Consider the following 15,255-nt stretch of genomic DNA (forward strand, 5'->3'; position numbering starts at 1 on the left):
CCCCCTCGAACTCAGAGCCAGCCAAGATCAACTTGGCCGGCTCTGTCAATTGGAACCAGTCGGAATGGTGCGCTTTACCCGCGGCGGTCGACGAGCCGGCGAGCCGCCGGCATCAGCGTCGCACCGAGCGCGTTCTTCACCAGGGACGCTGCGATGAACGGCGCAAGGCCGACCTGCCAGGCCTTCGCGGCACCCAGCCCGAGGCCGTAGGCGAGCCAGGCGAACCCGGCCACCAGTATGACGATATGACCGACGGCCATTGCCGCAAACAGCAGCATCACGCTGCGATCCCAGCCGCGCTCGGCGAGCCAGCCGGTGACGAAGGCCGCCAGCACGAAGCCGAACAGATAGCCCGCGGTCGGTCCGACCAGCGGTGCAATTCCACCCACGGGGCCCGCGAACACCGGCAGCCCCATCGCGCCCTCGGCGAGGTAGGCGATCATGGTTGCGCTGCCAAGCCGCCAGCCATAGGCGGCGCCGATCATCAGCACCACCAAAGTCTGCAGCGTCATCGGCACATAGGGCAGCGGCAGGTTCACCTTGGCTGACAGCGCCATCAAGGCGGTGCCGAGCGCAATCAGCACGAACGCACGCAGCGCGCCGACTGTTTCGCCCGGACGGGTCGGCCACATCAATGCGGCGAGAGGAGAATGCGTGGCGGACGGGACGGAACGGTCAGACAAGTTGAACTCCGGAAGGCTGGCGAAAACTGGCGGCTATTTAAGCCAGTGAGCGATCCGGTCAACTGCCTCCCGCATCTCTTCTGCCGAACGGGCATAGGAGAACCGTATGAATGAACGGCCATGGATGGGATCGAAATCGACGCCGGGCGTCGCCGCGACATGGGCCTGCTCCAGCATCTGCTTGGCGAATTCGAAGCTGTCGGAGGTGAAGTCCGAGACGTCGGCATAGAGGTAGAACGCGCCATCGGCCGGCAAGAACTTGCTGAGGCCGGCTTTGGGCAATCCCTCGATCAGAATGCGACGGTTTTCCTGGTAGCCGTGCTTGATCTCCTCCATCTCGGCCGCGCCGTCGAAGGCGGCCTCGGCCGCGATCTGCGACAGCGACGGCACCGAGATCGACAGGTTCTGCTGAAGCCGCTCGATCGGGCGCACCAGAAGCTCGGGCACCACCATCCAGCCGACGCGCCAGCCGGTCATGCAAAAATATTTCGAGAACGAGTTGATCACGAGTGCGTGGTCCGACAGCGCCGCTGCCGTCACCGCCGGAAACGCATAGTCGAGCCCATGATAGATCTCGTCCGAGATGAAGCGGATCTTGGCGTCTTCCGCCGCCGCGATCAGGCCGGCGAGCGCCTCACGGGACATCATCGTTCCCGTCGGATTGGCGGGACTGCCGACCAGCACGCCCTTCAGCGGCGCCCTGCGATGGGCGGCGAGCAGCGCCTCTCCGGTGAGCGCATGGCGCGTCTCGTTCGTGGTTTCGATCAGCACCGGCTCGCAGCCGAGCGCGGTCAGGATGTGCCGGTACGGCGGATAGCCCGGCACCGTCACGGCGACGCGGTCGCCGGGCTCGAACATCGCCAGGAATGCCAGGATGAAGCCGCCGGAGGATCCGGTCGTCACCACGATCCTGTCAGGGCTGACGTCGCATCGGTAGACGTCGCGATAATGCCGGCCGATGCGCTCGCGCAGGGATGGGATGCCGAGCGCGGAGGTATAGTCGATCCGGCCTGCCTCGAGCGCCGCATGGGCGGCCGCGATCGCGGTCTTCGGCGCGCCGGCCGCGGGCTGGCCGACCTCCATGTGGATGACATGCCTCCCGGCCGCCTCGATTCGGGCGGCCGCGGCCATCACGTCCATCACCATGAACGGGGGAACATCGCTGCGGCGGGAGGGATCAAGCCACTGCCCCAACCGGTTCCTCAATGTCGCATCGTGCATCGATTTCTGCTATTTCGCTGGCGGGCCGGCCGTCCGGTCCGGAAAACGGGGCGCTTGCGCCCCAGACTGGCCGTATTGTACGGCTCATAAGGGGTACGGCTCATAGGCCATATCGCGTATCCGGTCCGCCGCCAATCGCCAAAAACCAATCACGAAACTGCTTGCCAGACCGTTTGACCCAGACCGTTTGATGTTGCTCCAGACCGCATTGCGCAAGAAGGCCACCGCCCTCACCGCCCTCGTCACGGCGGCGGCGATCGCGCTGTCGCCGCTCCCGGCGGCGCGCGCGCAGATGAAGGGGCCGCCGATCCTGCGCGACACCGAGACCGAGCAGCTCCTGCGCGACTACACCCGCCCCATTCTGCGCGTCGCCGGTCTGGAGAAGCAGAACATCCAGATGGTGATCATCAACGACGGCACGTTCAACGCGTTCGTCGCGGACGGCCGCCGCATCTTCGTCAATTGGGGCGCGATCCTGCAGTCGGAGACGCCGAACCAGATCATCGGCGTGCTCGCGCACGAGACCGGGCATCTGGCCGGCGGCCATCTGTCCAAGCTGCGCGAGCAGCTCGCCAACGCCCAGACCCAGATGATCATCGCGATGCTGCTCGGCGCCGGCGCGATCGCCGCGGGCAGCGCCACGCGCAGCAACACCGGCAACAACGGCCTTGCCAATGCGGGCGCCGCCGCGATCGCAGGTCCCCAGGAGATGATCCGCCGCACGCTGCTGTCCTACCAGCGCCAGCAGGAGGAGAACGCGGACCGCGCCGGCGTCAAATTCCTGACCTCGACCCAGCAGTCGCCCAAGGGCATGTACGAGACGTTCAAGCGCTTCACCAGCGAGAGCCTGTTTGCTTCGCGCGGCGCCGACCCGTATCTGCAGTCGCATCCGATGCCGGCCGAGCGCGTCGCCGCGCTGCAGGAGTTCGCCAGTTCGAGCCCCTATTGGGACAAGAAGGACGATCCCGCACTGCAACTCCGCCACGACATGGTGCGCGCCAAGATCTCGGCGTTCATGGAGCGGCCGGAGACAGTGTATCGCCGCTATCCGCAGACCAACGACAGCCTGCCGGCGCGTTATGCCCGGGCCATCAGCACCTATCTGCACGGCGATCTGCGCAGCGCGCTCGCCCAGATCGACGCGCTGATCCAGGTCCAGCCCAACAACCCGTACTTCTACGAGGTACGGGGCCAGGCGCTGCTGGATAGCGGCAAGCCCGCCGAGGCCATCGCGCCCCTGCGCAAGGCTGTCGCACTTTCGAGCAACTCGCCCCTCATCGAGATGTTACTTGGGCAGGCTCTGGTTGGAACCGATAATAAGGCCTACACCGACGACGCCGTCCGGATTCTCCGCGCCGCAGTGGCGCGGGAGCCCGAGGCGCCGCTCGGCTTTACCCAGCTCGCGATGGCCTATGGCCGGAAGGGCGACTATGCCGAGGCCGATCTCGCCTCGGCCCAGGCCGCCTATCTGCGCGGCGACAACAAGACCGCCCGCGAGCTCGCAACGCGCGCGAAAACCCGTTTCGCCGTCGGCACGCCCGGATGGGTCAAGGCCGACGACATCGTGGCGGCCAAGCCGCCGCGCAACTGACGAGAACGACGCCTTAAGACCACGACGTCACGACACCGAGCTTTGAGTCCGCCGGGACGTTTTCCGAAACCTGCTTTGGATAAGAGGATTTGCCTATGCCTTCGCTGCGTCTGCTTGCCCCCGCGCTGTTTGCGCTCGCCATGTTCGGCGCAGCCGCGCCCGCGTCGGCCGACAGCTTCTCCGATGCCCAGCGCACCGACATCGAGACCATCATCAAGAACTACCTCGTCACCCACCCCGAGGTGCTCGAGGAAGCGATGACCGAGCTTAGCAAGCGCCAGGCCGCGGCCGAAACGCAGAAGCACGAGGCCAGCATTGCGCAGAACTCCGAGGCGATCTTCAACTCGCCGCGCCAGGTCGTGCTCGGCAACAAGGACGGCGACGTCACCTTCGTCGAGTTCTTCGACTACAATTGCGGCTATTGCAAACGCGCGATGACCGACATGCTGGACCTCATGAAGGCCGATCCGAAGCTGAAGGTCGTGCTGAAGGAGTTTCCGGTGCTGAGCCAGGGCTCGGTGGAAGCGGCGCAGGTCGCCGTCGCCGTGCGCATGCAGGATCCCACCGGCAAAAAGTATCTCGACTTCCACCAGAAGCTGCTCGGCGGCCGCGGCGCGGCCGACAAGGCGCGCGCCTTGCAGGCGGCCAAGGAAGCCGGCCTCGACACTGCGAAGATCGAGAAGGACCTCGCCAGCCCCGAGGTGCGCGCCACCATCGAGGAGAACTTCAAGCTCGCCGAAGCGATGGGCATGAACGGCACGCCGAGCTACGTGATCGGCAAGCAGATCGTGATCGGCGCCGTCGGCCTCGAAGGCCTCAAGGAAAAGATCGGCGTTGCCCGCTGCGGCAAGGCAACCTGCTGATCACACGTTTTCCGAGATTGGACGACGCGAGAAGGCCGGCTGAAAAGCCGGCTTTTTTCGTGGGATAAACCGTGGCGCGATCCAGCCAAATCGTTCATCCGGCATTCAACAAACAAATGCCGCGGAACAGGCGAAGTTCCGGAACAACTCAAATCTCCTTTCGTTGTCGGCGCGGGCAATGACGCAAGAAACCACGTGAGGAGAATTTCGATGTTGAACCGCTTTATGATCTCGGTTGCCGCAGTCGCACTCGTCGCGGGCACCGGTCTGGCGAACGCACAGGACAAGGGCCGCGACACTGGCGGCGCTGGCGCGCAGCAGCAGATGCAGCACTCGCAGCCTTCCGGCGGCGCCGCTGAGCGCGGCTCGATGGGCAAGGAATCCACCCATGAGAAGGGCACCGTCGGCCAGGCCGGCGGCTCGATGGAGAAATCCGGCGCCGCGGAGAAGTCCGGTGGAATGGACAAGTCCGGCACGATGAACAAGAACGCGGCCGACGAGAAGGCCGGCGCGAAGGGCGAGCACGCCCAAGGTGCACAGGACAAGTCGAAGAGCATGAGCTCGGATTCGACCAAGCCTGACTCCACCAAGTCCGGCGCCAAGGACATGAAGGCCGAGGACAACAAGGCCGGCGGCGCTGCCAAGAGCAACAATGCCGAAAACCGTCCGGGCGCGACCGACAGCAAGTCCCAGACCACGACGGGCAACGCCTCCGCGACTGCCGCGGCGCCGCCCCCCGAGAAGCGGACTGAAATCTCGACGGCGATCAAGTCGACCAAGATCGAGGAGACCACCAACGTCAACTTCAACATCTCGGTCGGCACCGCGGTCCCGGCGTCCGTCCACTTCCACCCGCTGCCGCCCCGCATTGTCGAGATCTACCCGCAGTGGCGTGGCTATGAGGTGATCTTGGTCCGCGGCCAATATGTGATCGTCCGGCCGCAGACGCGTGAGATCGTGTACATCATCGAAGGCTAACCCGCTTCGGTGAAGACCAGACGAGCCCCTGCCGAGAGATCGGCGGGGGCTTTTGGCCCATTGGCCGGCTTGTCCCCGCCGCCAGCCATCCTTCGGACTGGTTAACAAGCAATTTCCGTAGTTTCCGCACAGGTTTTTGCATGCCGGATGAGGTGCTTGAACCCGCCCCTGAGGCCCTTCAAGGCTTCCCCTAGGACGCTTTGTTACCTATAACCCCGCCACGCCGAAGCACCTCTGCCGGGACAAGAATGGCTGAACCAGCAACCGATACGATCCTCGTTCTCAACGGGCCGAACCTCAACATGTTGGGGACGCGCGAGCCCGAAAAGTATGGTCACGCGACCCTTGCCGACGTCGAGGCACTGTGCCGCGAGACGGCCGCGTCGTTCGGCCTCAAGGCCGATTGCCGGCAGTCCAATCGCGAGGGCGAGCTGATCGACTTCGTCCACGAGGCGCATGCCCGCAAGATGAAGGGCATCATCATCAACGCCGGCGGCTATTCGCACACCTCGATCGCGCTGCACGACGCGCTGCTCGCGGTGCAGATCCCGACGGTCGAGGTGCACGTCACCAACATCCACGCCCGCGAGAGCTTCCGTCACCACTCCTACACCGCGCGCGCGTCCTTCGCCTCGCTGTGCGGTTTCGGCATCGAGGGCTACCGCCTCGCCATCCAGGGCCTTGCCGCCAAGCTCGGCATCAAGCCCAAAGCCTGACGCTCCCACCACACAGAACATTCGGATCAAACAACATGGCGCGCCAGCCAGACGACAAAGCAGCCGCAAAGTTTTCCAGCGAGGATTCCGCGCTCGTCCGCGAGCTCGCCCTTCTGCTCGATGAGACCAGCCTCACCGAGATCGAGATCGAGCGCGCGGGCCTGCGCCTGCGCGTCGCCCGCAACATCAGCGTGGCCGCGACCATGCCGATGCCGATGGCAGCCGCTCCCATGGCCATGCCGGCAGCCGTTGCCGCCGCGCCCGCCGCTGCCGCGGCTGACCTCTCGAAGCATCCGGGCGCGGTGACCTCGCCGATGGTCGGCACCGCCTATTGGGCGCCCGAGCCCGGCGCAAAGCCGTTCATCGAGGTCGGCAGCAAGGTCTCGGTCGGCCAGACGCTGCTGATCATCGAAGCCATGAAGACCATGAACCAGATCCCCTCGCCCCGCGCCGGCACGGTGACGCAGATCCTGGTCGAGGACGGCCAGCCGGTCGAATACGGCGAGCCGCTCGTCATCATTGAGTAATCGATGAGGGCGGCCAGCCGCCCTCGCCGCGTCACGCGCGCCAGTCCCCTAAGGACACCATGTTCGACAAGATCCTCATAGCCAATCGCGGCGAGATCGCCCTTCGCATCCTCAGGGCCTGCAAGGAGCTCGGGATCGCGACGGTCGCCGTGCACTCCACCGCCGACGCCGACGCCATGCATGTGCGCCTGTCGGACGAGAGCGTGTGTATCGGGCCTCCGGCGTCCAAGGACAGCTATCTCAACGTGCCCGCGCTGCTCGCGGCCTGCGAGATCACCGGCGCCGATGCCGTGCATCCCGGCTACGGCTTCCTGTCCGAGAACGCGCGCTTTGCAGAAATCCTCGGCGAGCACAATCTGCATTTCATCGGCCCCAAGGCCGAGCACATCCGCCTGATGGGCGACAAGATCGAGGCCAAGAAGACCGCCAAGAAGCTCGGCATCCCCGTGGTGCCCGGCTCCGACGGCGCGGTCGGCCCCGACGATGACGCCATGGCGATCGCCAGGAAGATCGGCTTCCCCGTGCTGGTGAAGGCTGCGGCCGGCGGCGGTGGCCGCGGCATGAAGGTCGCGCACAGCGAGGCCGACTTGCAGCTCGCGCTGTCCACGGCGGCGAACGAAGCCAAGTCCGCCTTTGGCGACGCCTCGGTCTACCTGGAAAAATACCTGCAGAAGCCGCGCCACATCGAAATCCAGATCCTCGGCGACGGCCGCGGCGGCGCGATCCATCTCGGCGAGCGCGACTGCTCGCTGCAGCGCCGCCACCAGAAGGTCTGGGAGGAAGGCCCCTCGCCCGTGCTGGCCGCCGCCGCGCGCGCCAAGATCGGCGAGACCTGCGCGAAGGCGATGCGCGAGATGAAATATCTCGGCGTCGGCACCATCGAGTTCCTGTTCGAGGACGGCGAGTTCTACTTCATCGAGATGAACACGCGCATCCAGGTCGAGCATCCCGTCACCGAGAGCATCACCGATATCGACCTCGTGCTGGAGCAGATCCGCATCGCCGCCGGCGGCGACCTGCCGGCCAAGCAGGAGGACGTGCAGATCATCGGCCACGCCATCGAGTGCCGCATCAACGCCGAGAACCCGCAGACCTTCCGGCCCTCGCCCGGCCGCATCACGCAATACCACCCGCCCGGCGGCCTCGGCGTGCGCATCGATTCGGCGGTCTATCAGGGCTACCAGATCCCGCCTTATTACGACTCCCTGGTCGGCAAGCTGATCGTTCACGGCAAGACCCGCACCGAATGCCTGATGCGCCTGCGCCGCGCGCTGGACGAGATGGTGGTCGACGGCATCGAGACCACCCTGCCGCTGTTCCGCGACCTCGTCCGCCAGGACGACATCATCAACGGCGACTACCACATCCACTGGCTGGAACAGTATCTGGCCGGCAAGGTGGAACCGGCCGCCAAATAAATCCGTCGCTTGAGGGAACCCATTGCCGTCACGGGCGTTTTGAGCAGTCGGGAGCTGTTCGAAAAAGGGGCGTCGGAATTCCGTTGTTAAAATTCGAGGCGACACCGTCGTGACGGCTGAAGCGCAGCGGCGGCGCGCATTCTGGCAGGTCCTGCTGTTCGCAGCAGGCCTCTTGGTGCTGACCGCGATCAGCGCCGGCTCCGTCTACCTCGTCAACACGGCCCGCGACGACAGCAAATGGGTGATCCACACCATCGAGGTGGAGAACCAGATCAACGCGCTGCTGCTCGAGCTGCGGCGGGCCGAGAGCGGGGCGCGCGGCTTTCTGCTGACGCAGGGACCGGACTTCCGCTCGGACCACGACAGGGCCGTTGCGGCGATCGTCCCGGCGCTCGACAAGCTCACGCGCCAGATCGGCGACAATCCGGCGCAGCGCGAGGGCATCGAGAAGCTGAGTGCGGCCATCGAGACCCGTCTCGGCCAGTTCGCGCGCGAGATGGAATTCATCCGCCAGGGCGAGCCGGACAAGGCCACCGCCCTCGTTCGCGAGGCTGCCGCCACCAACACCACGACCACGATCACCAACCTTGCCAACGCGATGATCCGCGAAGAGGAACGCCTGTTCCGCCTCCGCTCCGAAAATGCCGACCGCAGCCAGACGCTGGCCGCCTCGCTCACCGGCATCGGCTCGGGCCTCGTCGTGGTGCTGGCCCTGATCTCGATCTGGCTGGTGCGGCGCTCTGCGCAGGCGCGCGATGACGCCGAGAACCGCCTGCGCGATGCCTACGCCAATCTGGAAGCCGTCGTCGACGAGCGCACCGCAGACCTGCGCGAGGCCAACAACGAGATCCAGCGCTTCGCCTATATCGTGAGCCACGATCTGCGCTCGCCGCTCGTCAACATCATGGGCTTCACCAGCGAGATCGAAGAGCTCGGCGGCGACATCTTCCGCCGCGTCAGCAGCCTCACCCACGTGCCTGCGGACGGGCCGCCGCTGGCCTCCGGCGAGGTCCCGCTGGACGGGGCCGACCAGCAGCTTTCGGCCGATTTCTCCGAGGCGCTCGGCTTCATCAAATCGTCGATCGCCAAGATGGACCGGCTGATCTCGGCGATCCTCAACCTCACCCGCGAGGGCCGGCGCGAATTCCAGCCGGAAAAGATCGACGTCCACGAGTTCGTCGAGACCATCGTGTCGACGCTGGCGCACCAGGCCGCCGAGGCGCAGGCCGAGATCCACGTCGAGCCGCTGCCCGATATCATCAGCGACCGCCTGGCGCTGGAGCAGATTTTCTCCAATCTGATCGACAACGCCATCAAGTACCTGAAGAATGGCGTGCCCGGCGAGATCAGAATTCGCGGGCGCACCAAGCTCGGTTACGCTATCTTCGAGGTCAGCGACAACGGCCGCGGCATCGATCCGAAGGACCATCAGCGGATATTCGACCTGTTCCGCCGCGCCGGAACCCAGGACAAGCCGGGACAGGGCATAGGCCTTGCACATGTGCGTGCACTTGTGCGCCGTCTCGGCGGCACCATGTCGGTATCGTCGGAACTGAACGCGGGCAGCACCTTCACCATCACGCTGCCCATTGCCTGGAACGCCAGCACCCGGAACACAGATCGATGACGCAACCAGTCACCATCATCATGGTCGAGGACGACGAGGGCCACGCCCGGCTGATCGAACGCAACATCCGCCGCTCCGGCGTCAACAACGAGATCATCTCGTTCGAGAACGGCACCGATGCGATCAAGCACCTGTTCGGCGCCGACGGCAGCGGGCTGTCCCAGAAGGGCAACGCCCTCCTGATTCTGCTCGACCTCAATCTGCCCGACATGAGCGGGATCGACATCCTCAAGCAGATCAAGGAAAACAAGTATCTCAAGGCCTCGCCCGTGGTCGTGCTGACCACGACCGACGATTCCCAGGAGATCAAGCGCTGCTACGAACTCGGCTGTAACGTCTACATCACCAAACCCGTCAACTACGAGAATTTCGCCAACGCCATCCGGCAGCTCGGGCTGTTCTTCTCGGTCATCCAGGTCCCGCCTGCCGCCACATGAACCAGAGAACGCCGACCCTGCTCTATATCGACGACGACGACGCGCTCGCGCGGCTGGTCAGTCGCGGCCTGACGCGGCGCGGCTACAGGGTCGTTCATGCCGCAAGCGGCGAGGAAGGCCTCGACCACATCCGGCGCGCGGAGACCCAGGGCGGCATCGACGTCGTGGCGCTCGACCAGTACATGCCGGGGCTCGACGGCCTCGAGACGCTCGAGCAGATCATGGCGATCCCGGGCGCGCCGCCCGTGGTGTTCGTCACGGCCTCGCAGGATTCCAGCATCGCGGTCACGGCGCTGAAGGCGGGCGCGGCCGATTATCTCGTCAAGGACGTCAAGGGCGATTTCATCCCCCTGCTCCACGTCGCCGCCGAGGGCGCGCTGCGCCAGGCCGAATTGCAGAAGGCGCGCGAGGAGGCCGAAGCGGAGATCCATGCCTCGCGCGACCGCTACGCCGCGCTTGCCGCCGAACGCGAGCTGCTGCTGCGCGAGGTCAACCATCGCGTCGGCAACTCGCTGCAGATCATCGCCTCGCTGCTGCATCTTCAGGCCAGCTCCGCCGGGCAGGAAGAGGTCAAGGCCGCGCTGACCAATGCGATGGGCCGCGTCGCCGCGGTCGCGCAGGTGCACCGCCGCCTCTACACTTCGCAGGACCTCAAGAGCGTGGTGCTGAACCAGTATCTGGACTCGCTGCTGGAGGATCTGCGCCGCTCAGCCGAGGGCAACCGGATGTCGCGCCTGACGCTGAAGGCCGAGCCGATCGAGATCGACCCGGACCGCGCCGTCGCCGTCGGCATCATCGTCAACGAGCTGGTGATGAACGCGGTGAAATACGCCTATCCTGACGGCGCCGGCCCGATCCATGTCGAGCTGACCTCGCAGGGCGAGGATCTCCAGCTCACGATCACCGACAACGGCGTCGGCGACAACGTCAAGGCCGATCCGCGCTCCACCGGCATGGGCCAGCGCATCGTCGCGGCGATGGCCAGCAAGCTGGACGCCTCGGTGGAGCGTGACCCCGCCCATTCCGGAACCCGCATCGTGCTGCGGTTCCAGCGCACGCCGCCCGCGCCCGGCAAGACCAGCACCGCCGCCGCGAGCTGACCTACCACCCTTGCCCCCATCGCAACCGCACAACGATCCTGCTATTGTCGCAAGCCATGACTTCGCGCGATTCCGCTTCGTCTGAGATCACGCCGGCCGTGCTGCTGCGCGCCTATGCCTGCGGCATCTTTCCGATGGCCGAGAGCGCCGACGATCCGACCCTGTTCTGGGTCGAGCCGGAGCTGCGCGGCGTCATCCCGCTCGACGGCTTTCGCGTCGCCTCGCGGCTTGCACGCACCGTGCGCTCGGATGCGTTCCGCGTCACCGTCAACACCGCCTTCAAGGCCACGATCGCCGGCTGCGCCGCGCCGCAGGAAGGACGCGAGGACACCTGGATCAACAAGCGCATCCGCGACCTCTATGGCGGTCTGTTCGAGCTCGGCCATTGCCACAGCGTCGAAGCCTGGCAGGGCGACGACCTCGTCGGCGGGCTCTACGGCGTCAGTCTCGGACGCGCCTTCTTCGGCGAGAGCATGTTTCACACCGCGCGCGATGCCTCCAAGGTCGCGCTGGTGCATCTGGTCGCGCGGCTGATCCACGGCGGCTTCGAGTTGCTCGACACGCAATATGTCACCGAGCATCTGAAAAGCTTTGGCGCGGTGGAGATATCGCGGCGGCGTTACACCGCGCTGCTCGACAAGGCGCTCGCCGGCGATCCCGGCGAATTCCTCAGGCTCTCGCCCGGTGACGAGATCCCGGGCGCGCGCGCGCTCGAGATCATCGCCTCACGGCAATAATCCAGCTTTACCGGCCGAACCCGGGAATACCGAACAGACCCGGCCGCTGCTCCGGCGGCGGAGGCGGTGGCGGCGCGGCCTGCGGCTGCTGCATCGGCGGCAATGGCTGCGGCGGACGCTGCTGCACCTGCTTGGGTGCGGCCTTCTTCTGTGCTGCGGGCGGCGGCGGAGGCGCGGGCTTGCTCGCGGGATCCGGTGCCGCGGTCGCAACGGTCTGCTGCGGCTCTTTGCAGTCGGTCAGCCAGATGTCGTAGATCGGATGCTCGACGCCGTGCAGGCCGGGGCTTGCGGCATACATCCAGCCCGAGAAGATCCGCTTCACCTCGCCCTGCAAGGTGATCTCGTCGACCTCGACGAAGGCGTCGGTGTTGGCGGCTTCCGTCGCCGGCCGCGTGTAGCAGGCGTCGGTCTTGACGCGGAGCGCACCGAACTGGACGGTCTCGCCGATCTCCTCGTCGAAATTGATGATGCGCCCGGTGATCTTGTCGAGGCCGGAGAAGGTCGCCTTCTTGTTGACGATCTTCTGGGCCGGCGGCTCGGTCACGACCTCGTCGCCCGGCTGCAGGCTCGCCGGCGTCTGCGGTACAGGACCACCGGGGGCGCCCTTCTGTCCGGGCTGGCGCTGGCCGGGCGCGCCCGGCTGGGCGCCTGGCGGCGCGACCGCGACGGGCGGCGGCTGGTTCGGCGGGGCGACAGGCGAGCCCGGCGGCGGGGCCAAAGGCTGGGTTTCCACCGGCCCGGGCAAGGCATTGCCCTGGCGTCCGGTCGGCGGCGGCATCGGGCGCGACGGCAGCACCCGGCCCTGCGGCGGCAGCTCGGGGACCTCTTCGTCGTCGTCGGGCACCTGCGGCTGCGGCTGGCCGCGCGGAATGCTGCCCGGCGGCCGCGGCGGCGGATCGGAGAAGATCGTGCCGATCTGCGCCTGCGCCGGCGTCGCAACCGTCAGCGCGGTGGCGGCCAGCAGCGCCGCAAGGCCTGTCAGGGTAATGGTTTTGAACATCTCGCGCGGCTTCAACAGCGAATCGGGCTTGTTGGACATTCTACAGGGGATACCGCCGCTCGCAGGTCCTCCGGTTAACACGCCGAATACGGCGGGGGAAGGGCGGCATCCCTGCCCTTCCCGGCGCCGGCTGGCCAGACCGGTCCGCGGATGGGATAGTCGGACGTCCCTCCCCGGGGGTACGAGACGGGCATTCGCCCTCCGAAAACGACATCCAGCCAGAACCCGAAGCCCCAGAGGTCGCCCCGATGCCCGTTGTGCTCGATCCCGACGCCGCCGCTGTCTACAAGGCGTTCCAGGAGGCCGGCCGGCCCGCCTACGAGACCCTGACGGCATCGGAGGCGCGCGCCTATTACGCGCAGGCGCGCTTTGCCACCAATCCCGAGCCCCCCGAGCTTGCCCGCGTCGCCTCGCTCGCGATCCCGGCCCCGCACGGGACGATCCCCGCGCGCATCTACGTGCCGAAGCAGCCGCGGCTCCAGGATGGGTTGGCACCCGCCCTTCTGTTCTTCCACGGCGGCGGCTGGGTGATCGGCGATCTCGACTCCCACGACGTCGTCTGCCGCCAGCTTGCCGATGCGGGCGCCCTGGTCGTGATCTCGGTCGACTACCGCCTCGCGCCCGAGCACAAGTTTCCGGCCGCGGCCGACGACGCGGTCGCCGCAACCCAATGGATTGCCGCGAACGCACGCGAGCTCGGCATCGACGCGTCGTGCCTGTCGATCGGCGGCGACAGCGCCGGCGGCAATCTCGCCGCCGTCGTGGCGCTCGCCGCGCGTGACGCCGGCAGCCCGGCGATCGCCGGCCAGGTGCTGATCTATCCCGCGACCGATTTCGCCATGACGCACGGCTCGCACCGCGAGCCCGAGACCAGCGTGCTGCTGACGCATTCGGTGATCCGCTGGTTCCGCGATCACTATCTGAGCGCCGCCGCCGACATCCACGACTGGCGCGCCTCGCCGGCGCGCACGCGAGATCTTGCCGGCCTGCCGCCCGCCTATGTGCTGACCGCCGGCGCCGATCCGCTGCGCGACGAGGGCGATGAATATGCCGCGCGCCTGAAACAGGCCGGCGTGCCCGTGGCCTACAAGCACTTCCCCGGCCAGTTCCACGGTTTCTTCACCATGGGTAAATTGCTGCCACAGGCCAATGTCGCAGTGAACGAGATCGGCGCGTGGTTGAGGGGATTGGGGTGACAGTCTCGTAGCCCGGATGGAGCGCAGCGCAATCCGGGTCCGCTCTCACCCGCGGAAATACCTGTCCCGGATTACGCTACGCTCCATCCGGGCTACGCACAGACAATTTCGATAGAGATGCCGTCCATCCTCAACACCGCCTTCGCCCTCCCATTGCGCGCACTCACCTGGCTCGGCAGTCAGGGTACGCGCGGAGTGGCCGCCGTCGTGTTCGTCGCGGCCGCCGTGCCGCCGCTCGGCGCATTGCTGCGTCCCTATCTCACCGAGGCGATCCTCTGCCTGCTCTGCATCTCCTTCATGCGGGTCGATCTGGCCGCGCTCTACAGCCATCTGCGGCGGCCGGCGCTGGTCGCGACCGCGACGGCATGGACCACGATCGGCGTGCCGCTGATCGTCGGGCTGATCGCGCACGCAACGGGCCTGACGACACGCGCGCCCGGGCTTTCGCTCGCCCTGATGCTTCAGAGCATGGCCTCACCGATGATGGCCTCGCCGGCCCTCGCCGCGCTGATGGGGCTCGATGCCACGCTCGTGCTGATCACGCTGGTGACCTCGACTGCGCTGGTGCCCTTCACGGCCTCGCTGTTCGCGGGCCTCTTCCTTGGCGACATGCTCAGCATCACGCCGCTGACGCTGGGCCTGAAGCTGCTCGGCATTCTCGCAGCATCGCTGCTGGCCGCGACCGCCATCCGATGGATCTTCGGCGCGGCGGCGATCCAGCGTCACAAGGCGCCGATCGACGGCCTCAACATCATCATCCTCTTCGCCTTCGCTGCGGCGATCATGGGCGACGTCGTCAGCGACCTCCTGTCCCAGCCGGTATTCACCATCAGCCTCGCAGCCCTGTCCTTCGCGATCTATTTCGCGCTGCTCGCCATCACCACGCTGCTGTTCCGCCGCATCGGCTATGAGCGCGCGCTGGCGCTCGGGCTGATGGTGTCACAGCGCAATCTCGGCCTGATGCTGGCGGCGACCGCCGGCGTGCTGCCGCCCACCACCTGGCTCTATTTCGCGATGACGCAGTTTCCGATCCACCTTGCGCCCTACATGCTGATGCCGATCGCACGGCGGCTGACGGCGCGCGCTGACGCCGCCATCGCAGCGGCAAATCGTACAACCTAGGCCTGTACCAAATCCCGAAGGCGGCTTGTTGTCGTTATT

Annotated in this window: 15 protein-coding genes; 12 read left to right on the forward strand and 3 right to left on the reverse strand. The window is 66.4% G+C overall.

The window, feature by feature from the left end:
- Window positions 1-74: 74 nt before the first annotated feature.
- Together JQ617_RS17940 and JQ617_RS17945 are read right to left on the reverse strand one after the other, a co-directional pair.
- On the reverse strand, window positions 75-632 hold the full coding sequence (locus JQ617_RS17940; protein WP_063683766.1) for a biotin transporter BioY: 558 nt from the start codon (window positions 630-632) through the stop codon (window positions 75-77).
- 84 nt (window positions 633-716) lie between these two features.
- Window positions 717-1,904: a pyridoxal phosphate-dependent aminotransferase gene (locus JQ617_RS17945; protein WP_212027476.1), complete on the reverse strand. Its 1,188-nt coding sequence runs from the start codon at window positions 1,902-1,904 to the stop codon at window positions 717-719.
- Between the two features lie 190 nt (window positions 1,905-2,094).
- On the opposite strand from JQ617_RS17945, the gene JQ617_RS17950 reads away from it, so the two are divergent.
- The 10 genes from JQ617_RS17950 to aat all read left to right on the forward strand — a co-directional run bounded on the left by JQ617_RS17950 (window position 2,095) and on the right by aat (window position 11,898).
- Window positions 2,095-3,495, forward strand: a complete 1,401-nt coding sequence (locus tag JQ617_RS17950; protein ID WP_212027477.1) for a M48 family metalloprotease — start codon at window positions 2,095-2,097, stop codon at window positions 3,493-3,495.
- Window positions 3,496-3,590: 95 nt separating this feature from the next.
- Window positions 3,591-4,358: a DsbA family protein gene (locus JQ617_RS17955; protein WP_212027478.1), complete on the forward strand. Its 768-nt coding sequence runs from the start codon at window positions 3,591-3,593 to the stop codon at window positions 4,356-4,358.
- Window positions 4,359-4,568: 210 nt separating this feature from the next.
- On the forward strand, window positions 4,569-5,336 hold the full coding sequence (locus JQ617_RS17960; RefSeq protein WP_212027479.1) for a DUF1236 domain-containing protein: 768 nt from the start codon (window positions 4,569-4,571) through the stop codon (window positions 5,334-5,336).
- A 248-nt stretch (window positions 5,337-5,584) separates the two neighbouring features.
- On the forward strand, window positions 5,585-6,052 hold the full coding sequence (aroQ, locus tag JQ617_RS17965) for a type II 3-dehydroquinate dehydratase (RefSeq protein ID WP_212027480.1): 468 nt from the start codon (window positions 5,585-5,587) through the stop codon (window positions 6,050-6,052).
- Window positions 6,053-6,087: 35 nt separating this feature from the next.
- Window positions 6,088-6,579, forward strand: a complete 492-nt coding sequence (gene accB / locus JQ617_RS17970) for an acetyl-CoA carboxylase biotin carboxyl carrier protein (protein WP_212027481.1) — start codon at window positions 6,088-6,090, stop codon at window positions 6,577-6,579.
- Between the two features lie 59 nt (window positions 6,580-6,638).
- Window positions 6,639-7,997 (forward strand): acetyl-CoA carboxylase biotin carboxylase subunit, encoded by a 1,359-nt coding sequence (accC, locus tag JQ617_RS17975; RefSeq protein ID WP_212027482.1) that lies wholly within the window; start codon window positions 6,639-6,641, stop codon window positions 7,995-7,997.
- Between the two features lie 109 nt (window positions 7,998-8,106).
- A complete protein-coding gene (locus JQ617_RS17980; RefSeq protein WP_212027483.1) occupies window positions 8,107-9,624 on the forward strand; it encodes a sensor histidine kinase in 1,518 nt (505 codons plus the stop codon).
- Window positions 9,621-10,061, forward strand: a complete 441-nt coding sequence (locus JQ617_RS17985) for a response regulator (protein WP_212027484.1) — start codon at window positions 9,621-9,623, stop codon at window positions 10,059-10,061. Before JQ617_RS17980 ends, JQ617_RS17985 begins: the two co-directional genes overlap by 4 nt.
- Window positions 10,058-11,161 (forward strand): sensor histidine kinase, encoded by a 1,104-nt coding sequence (locus tag JQ617_RS17990; RefSeq protein ID WP_145659426.1) that lies wholly within the window; start codon window positions 10,058-10,060, stop codon window positions 11,159-11,161. The genes JQ617_RS17985 and JQ617_RS17990 overlap by 4 nt, the downstream gene beginning before the upstream one ends.
- 56 nt (window positions 11,162-11,217) lie before the next feature.
- Window positions 11,218-11,898, forward strand: a complete 681-nt coding sequence (gene aat, locus JQ617_RS17995) for a leucyl/phenylalanyl-tRNA--protein transferase (RefSeq protein WP_063683778.1) — start codon at window positions 11,218-11,220, stop codon at window positions 11,896-11,898.
- Window positions 11,899-11,905: 7 nt separating this feature from the next.
- Here aat and JQ617_RS18000 read toward each other — a convergent pair whose 3' ends face one another.
- Window positions 11,906-12,937, reverse strand: coding sequence for a DUF2155 domain-containing protein (locus JQ617_RS18000; protein WP_212027485.1), 1,032 nt, complete (start codon window positions 12,935-12,937; stop codon window positions 11,906-11,908).
- A 209-nt stretch (window positions 12,938-13,146) separates the two neighbouring features.
- Between JQ617_RS18000 and lipP1 the strand changes: the two genes are divergently transcribed.
- Window positions 13,147-14,094 carry a LipP1 family hormone-sensitive lipase gene (lipP1, locus tag JQ617_RS18005; RefSeq protein WP_212027486.1) on the forward strand — a complete coding sequence of 316 codons (948 nt, stop codon included), beginning with the start codon at window positions 13,147-13,149 and terminating at the stop codon, window positions 14,092-14,094.
- A gap of 117 nt (window positions 14,095-14,211) precedes the next feature.
- Window positions 14,212-15,216, forward strand: coding sequence for a Na+-dependent transporter (locus tag JQ617_RS18010; RefSeq protein WP_212027487.1), 1,005 nt, complete (start codon window positions 14,212-14,214; stop codon window positions 15,214-15,216).
- Window positions 15,217-15,255 lie beyond the last annotated feature (39 nt).

The sequence above is a fragment of the Bradyrhizobium sp. KB893862 SZCCT0404 genome (assembly GCF_018130885.1).
GTDB classification, from domain to species: Bacteria; Pseudomonadota; Alphaproteobacteria; order Rhizobiales; family Xanthobacteraceae; genus Bradyrhizobium; species Bradyrhizobium stylosanthis.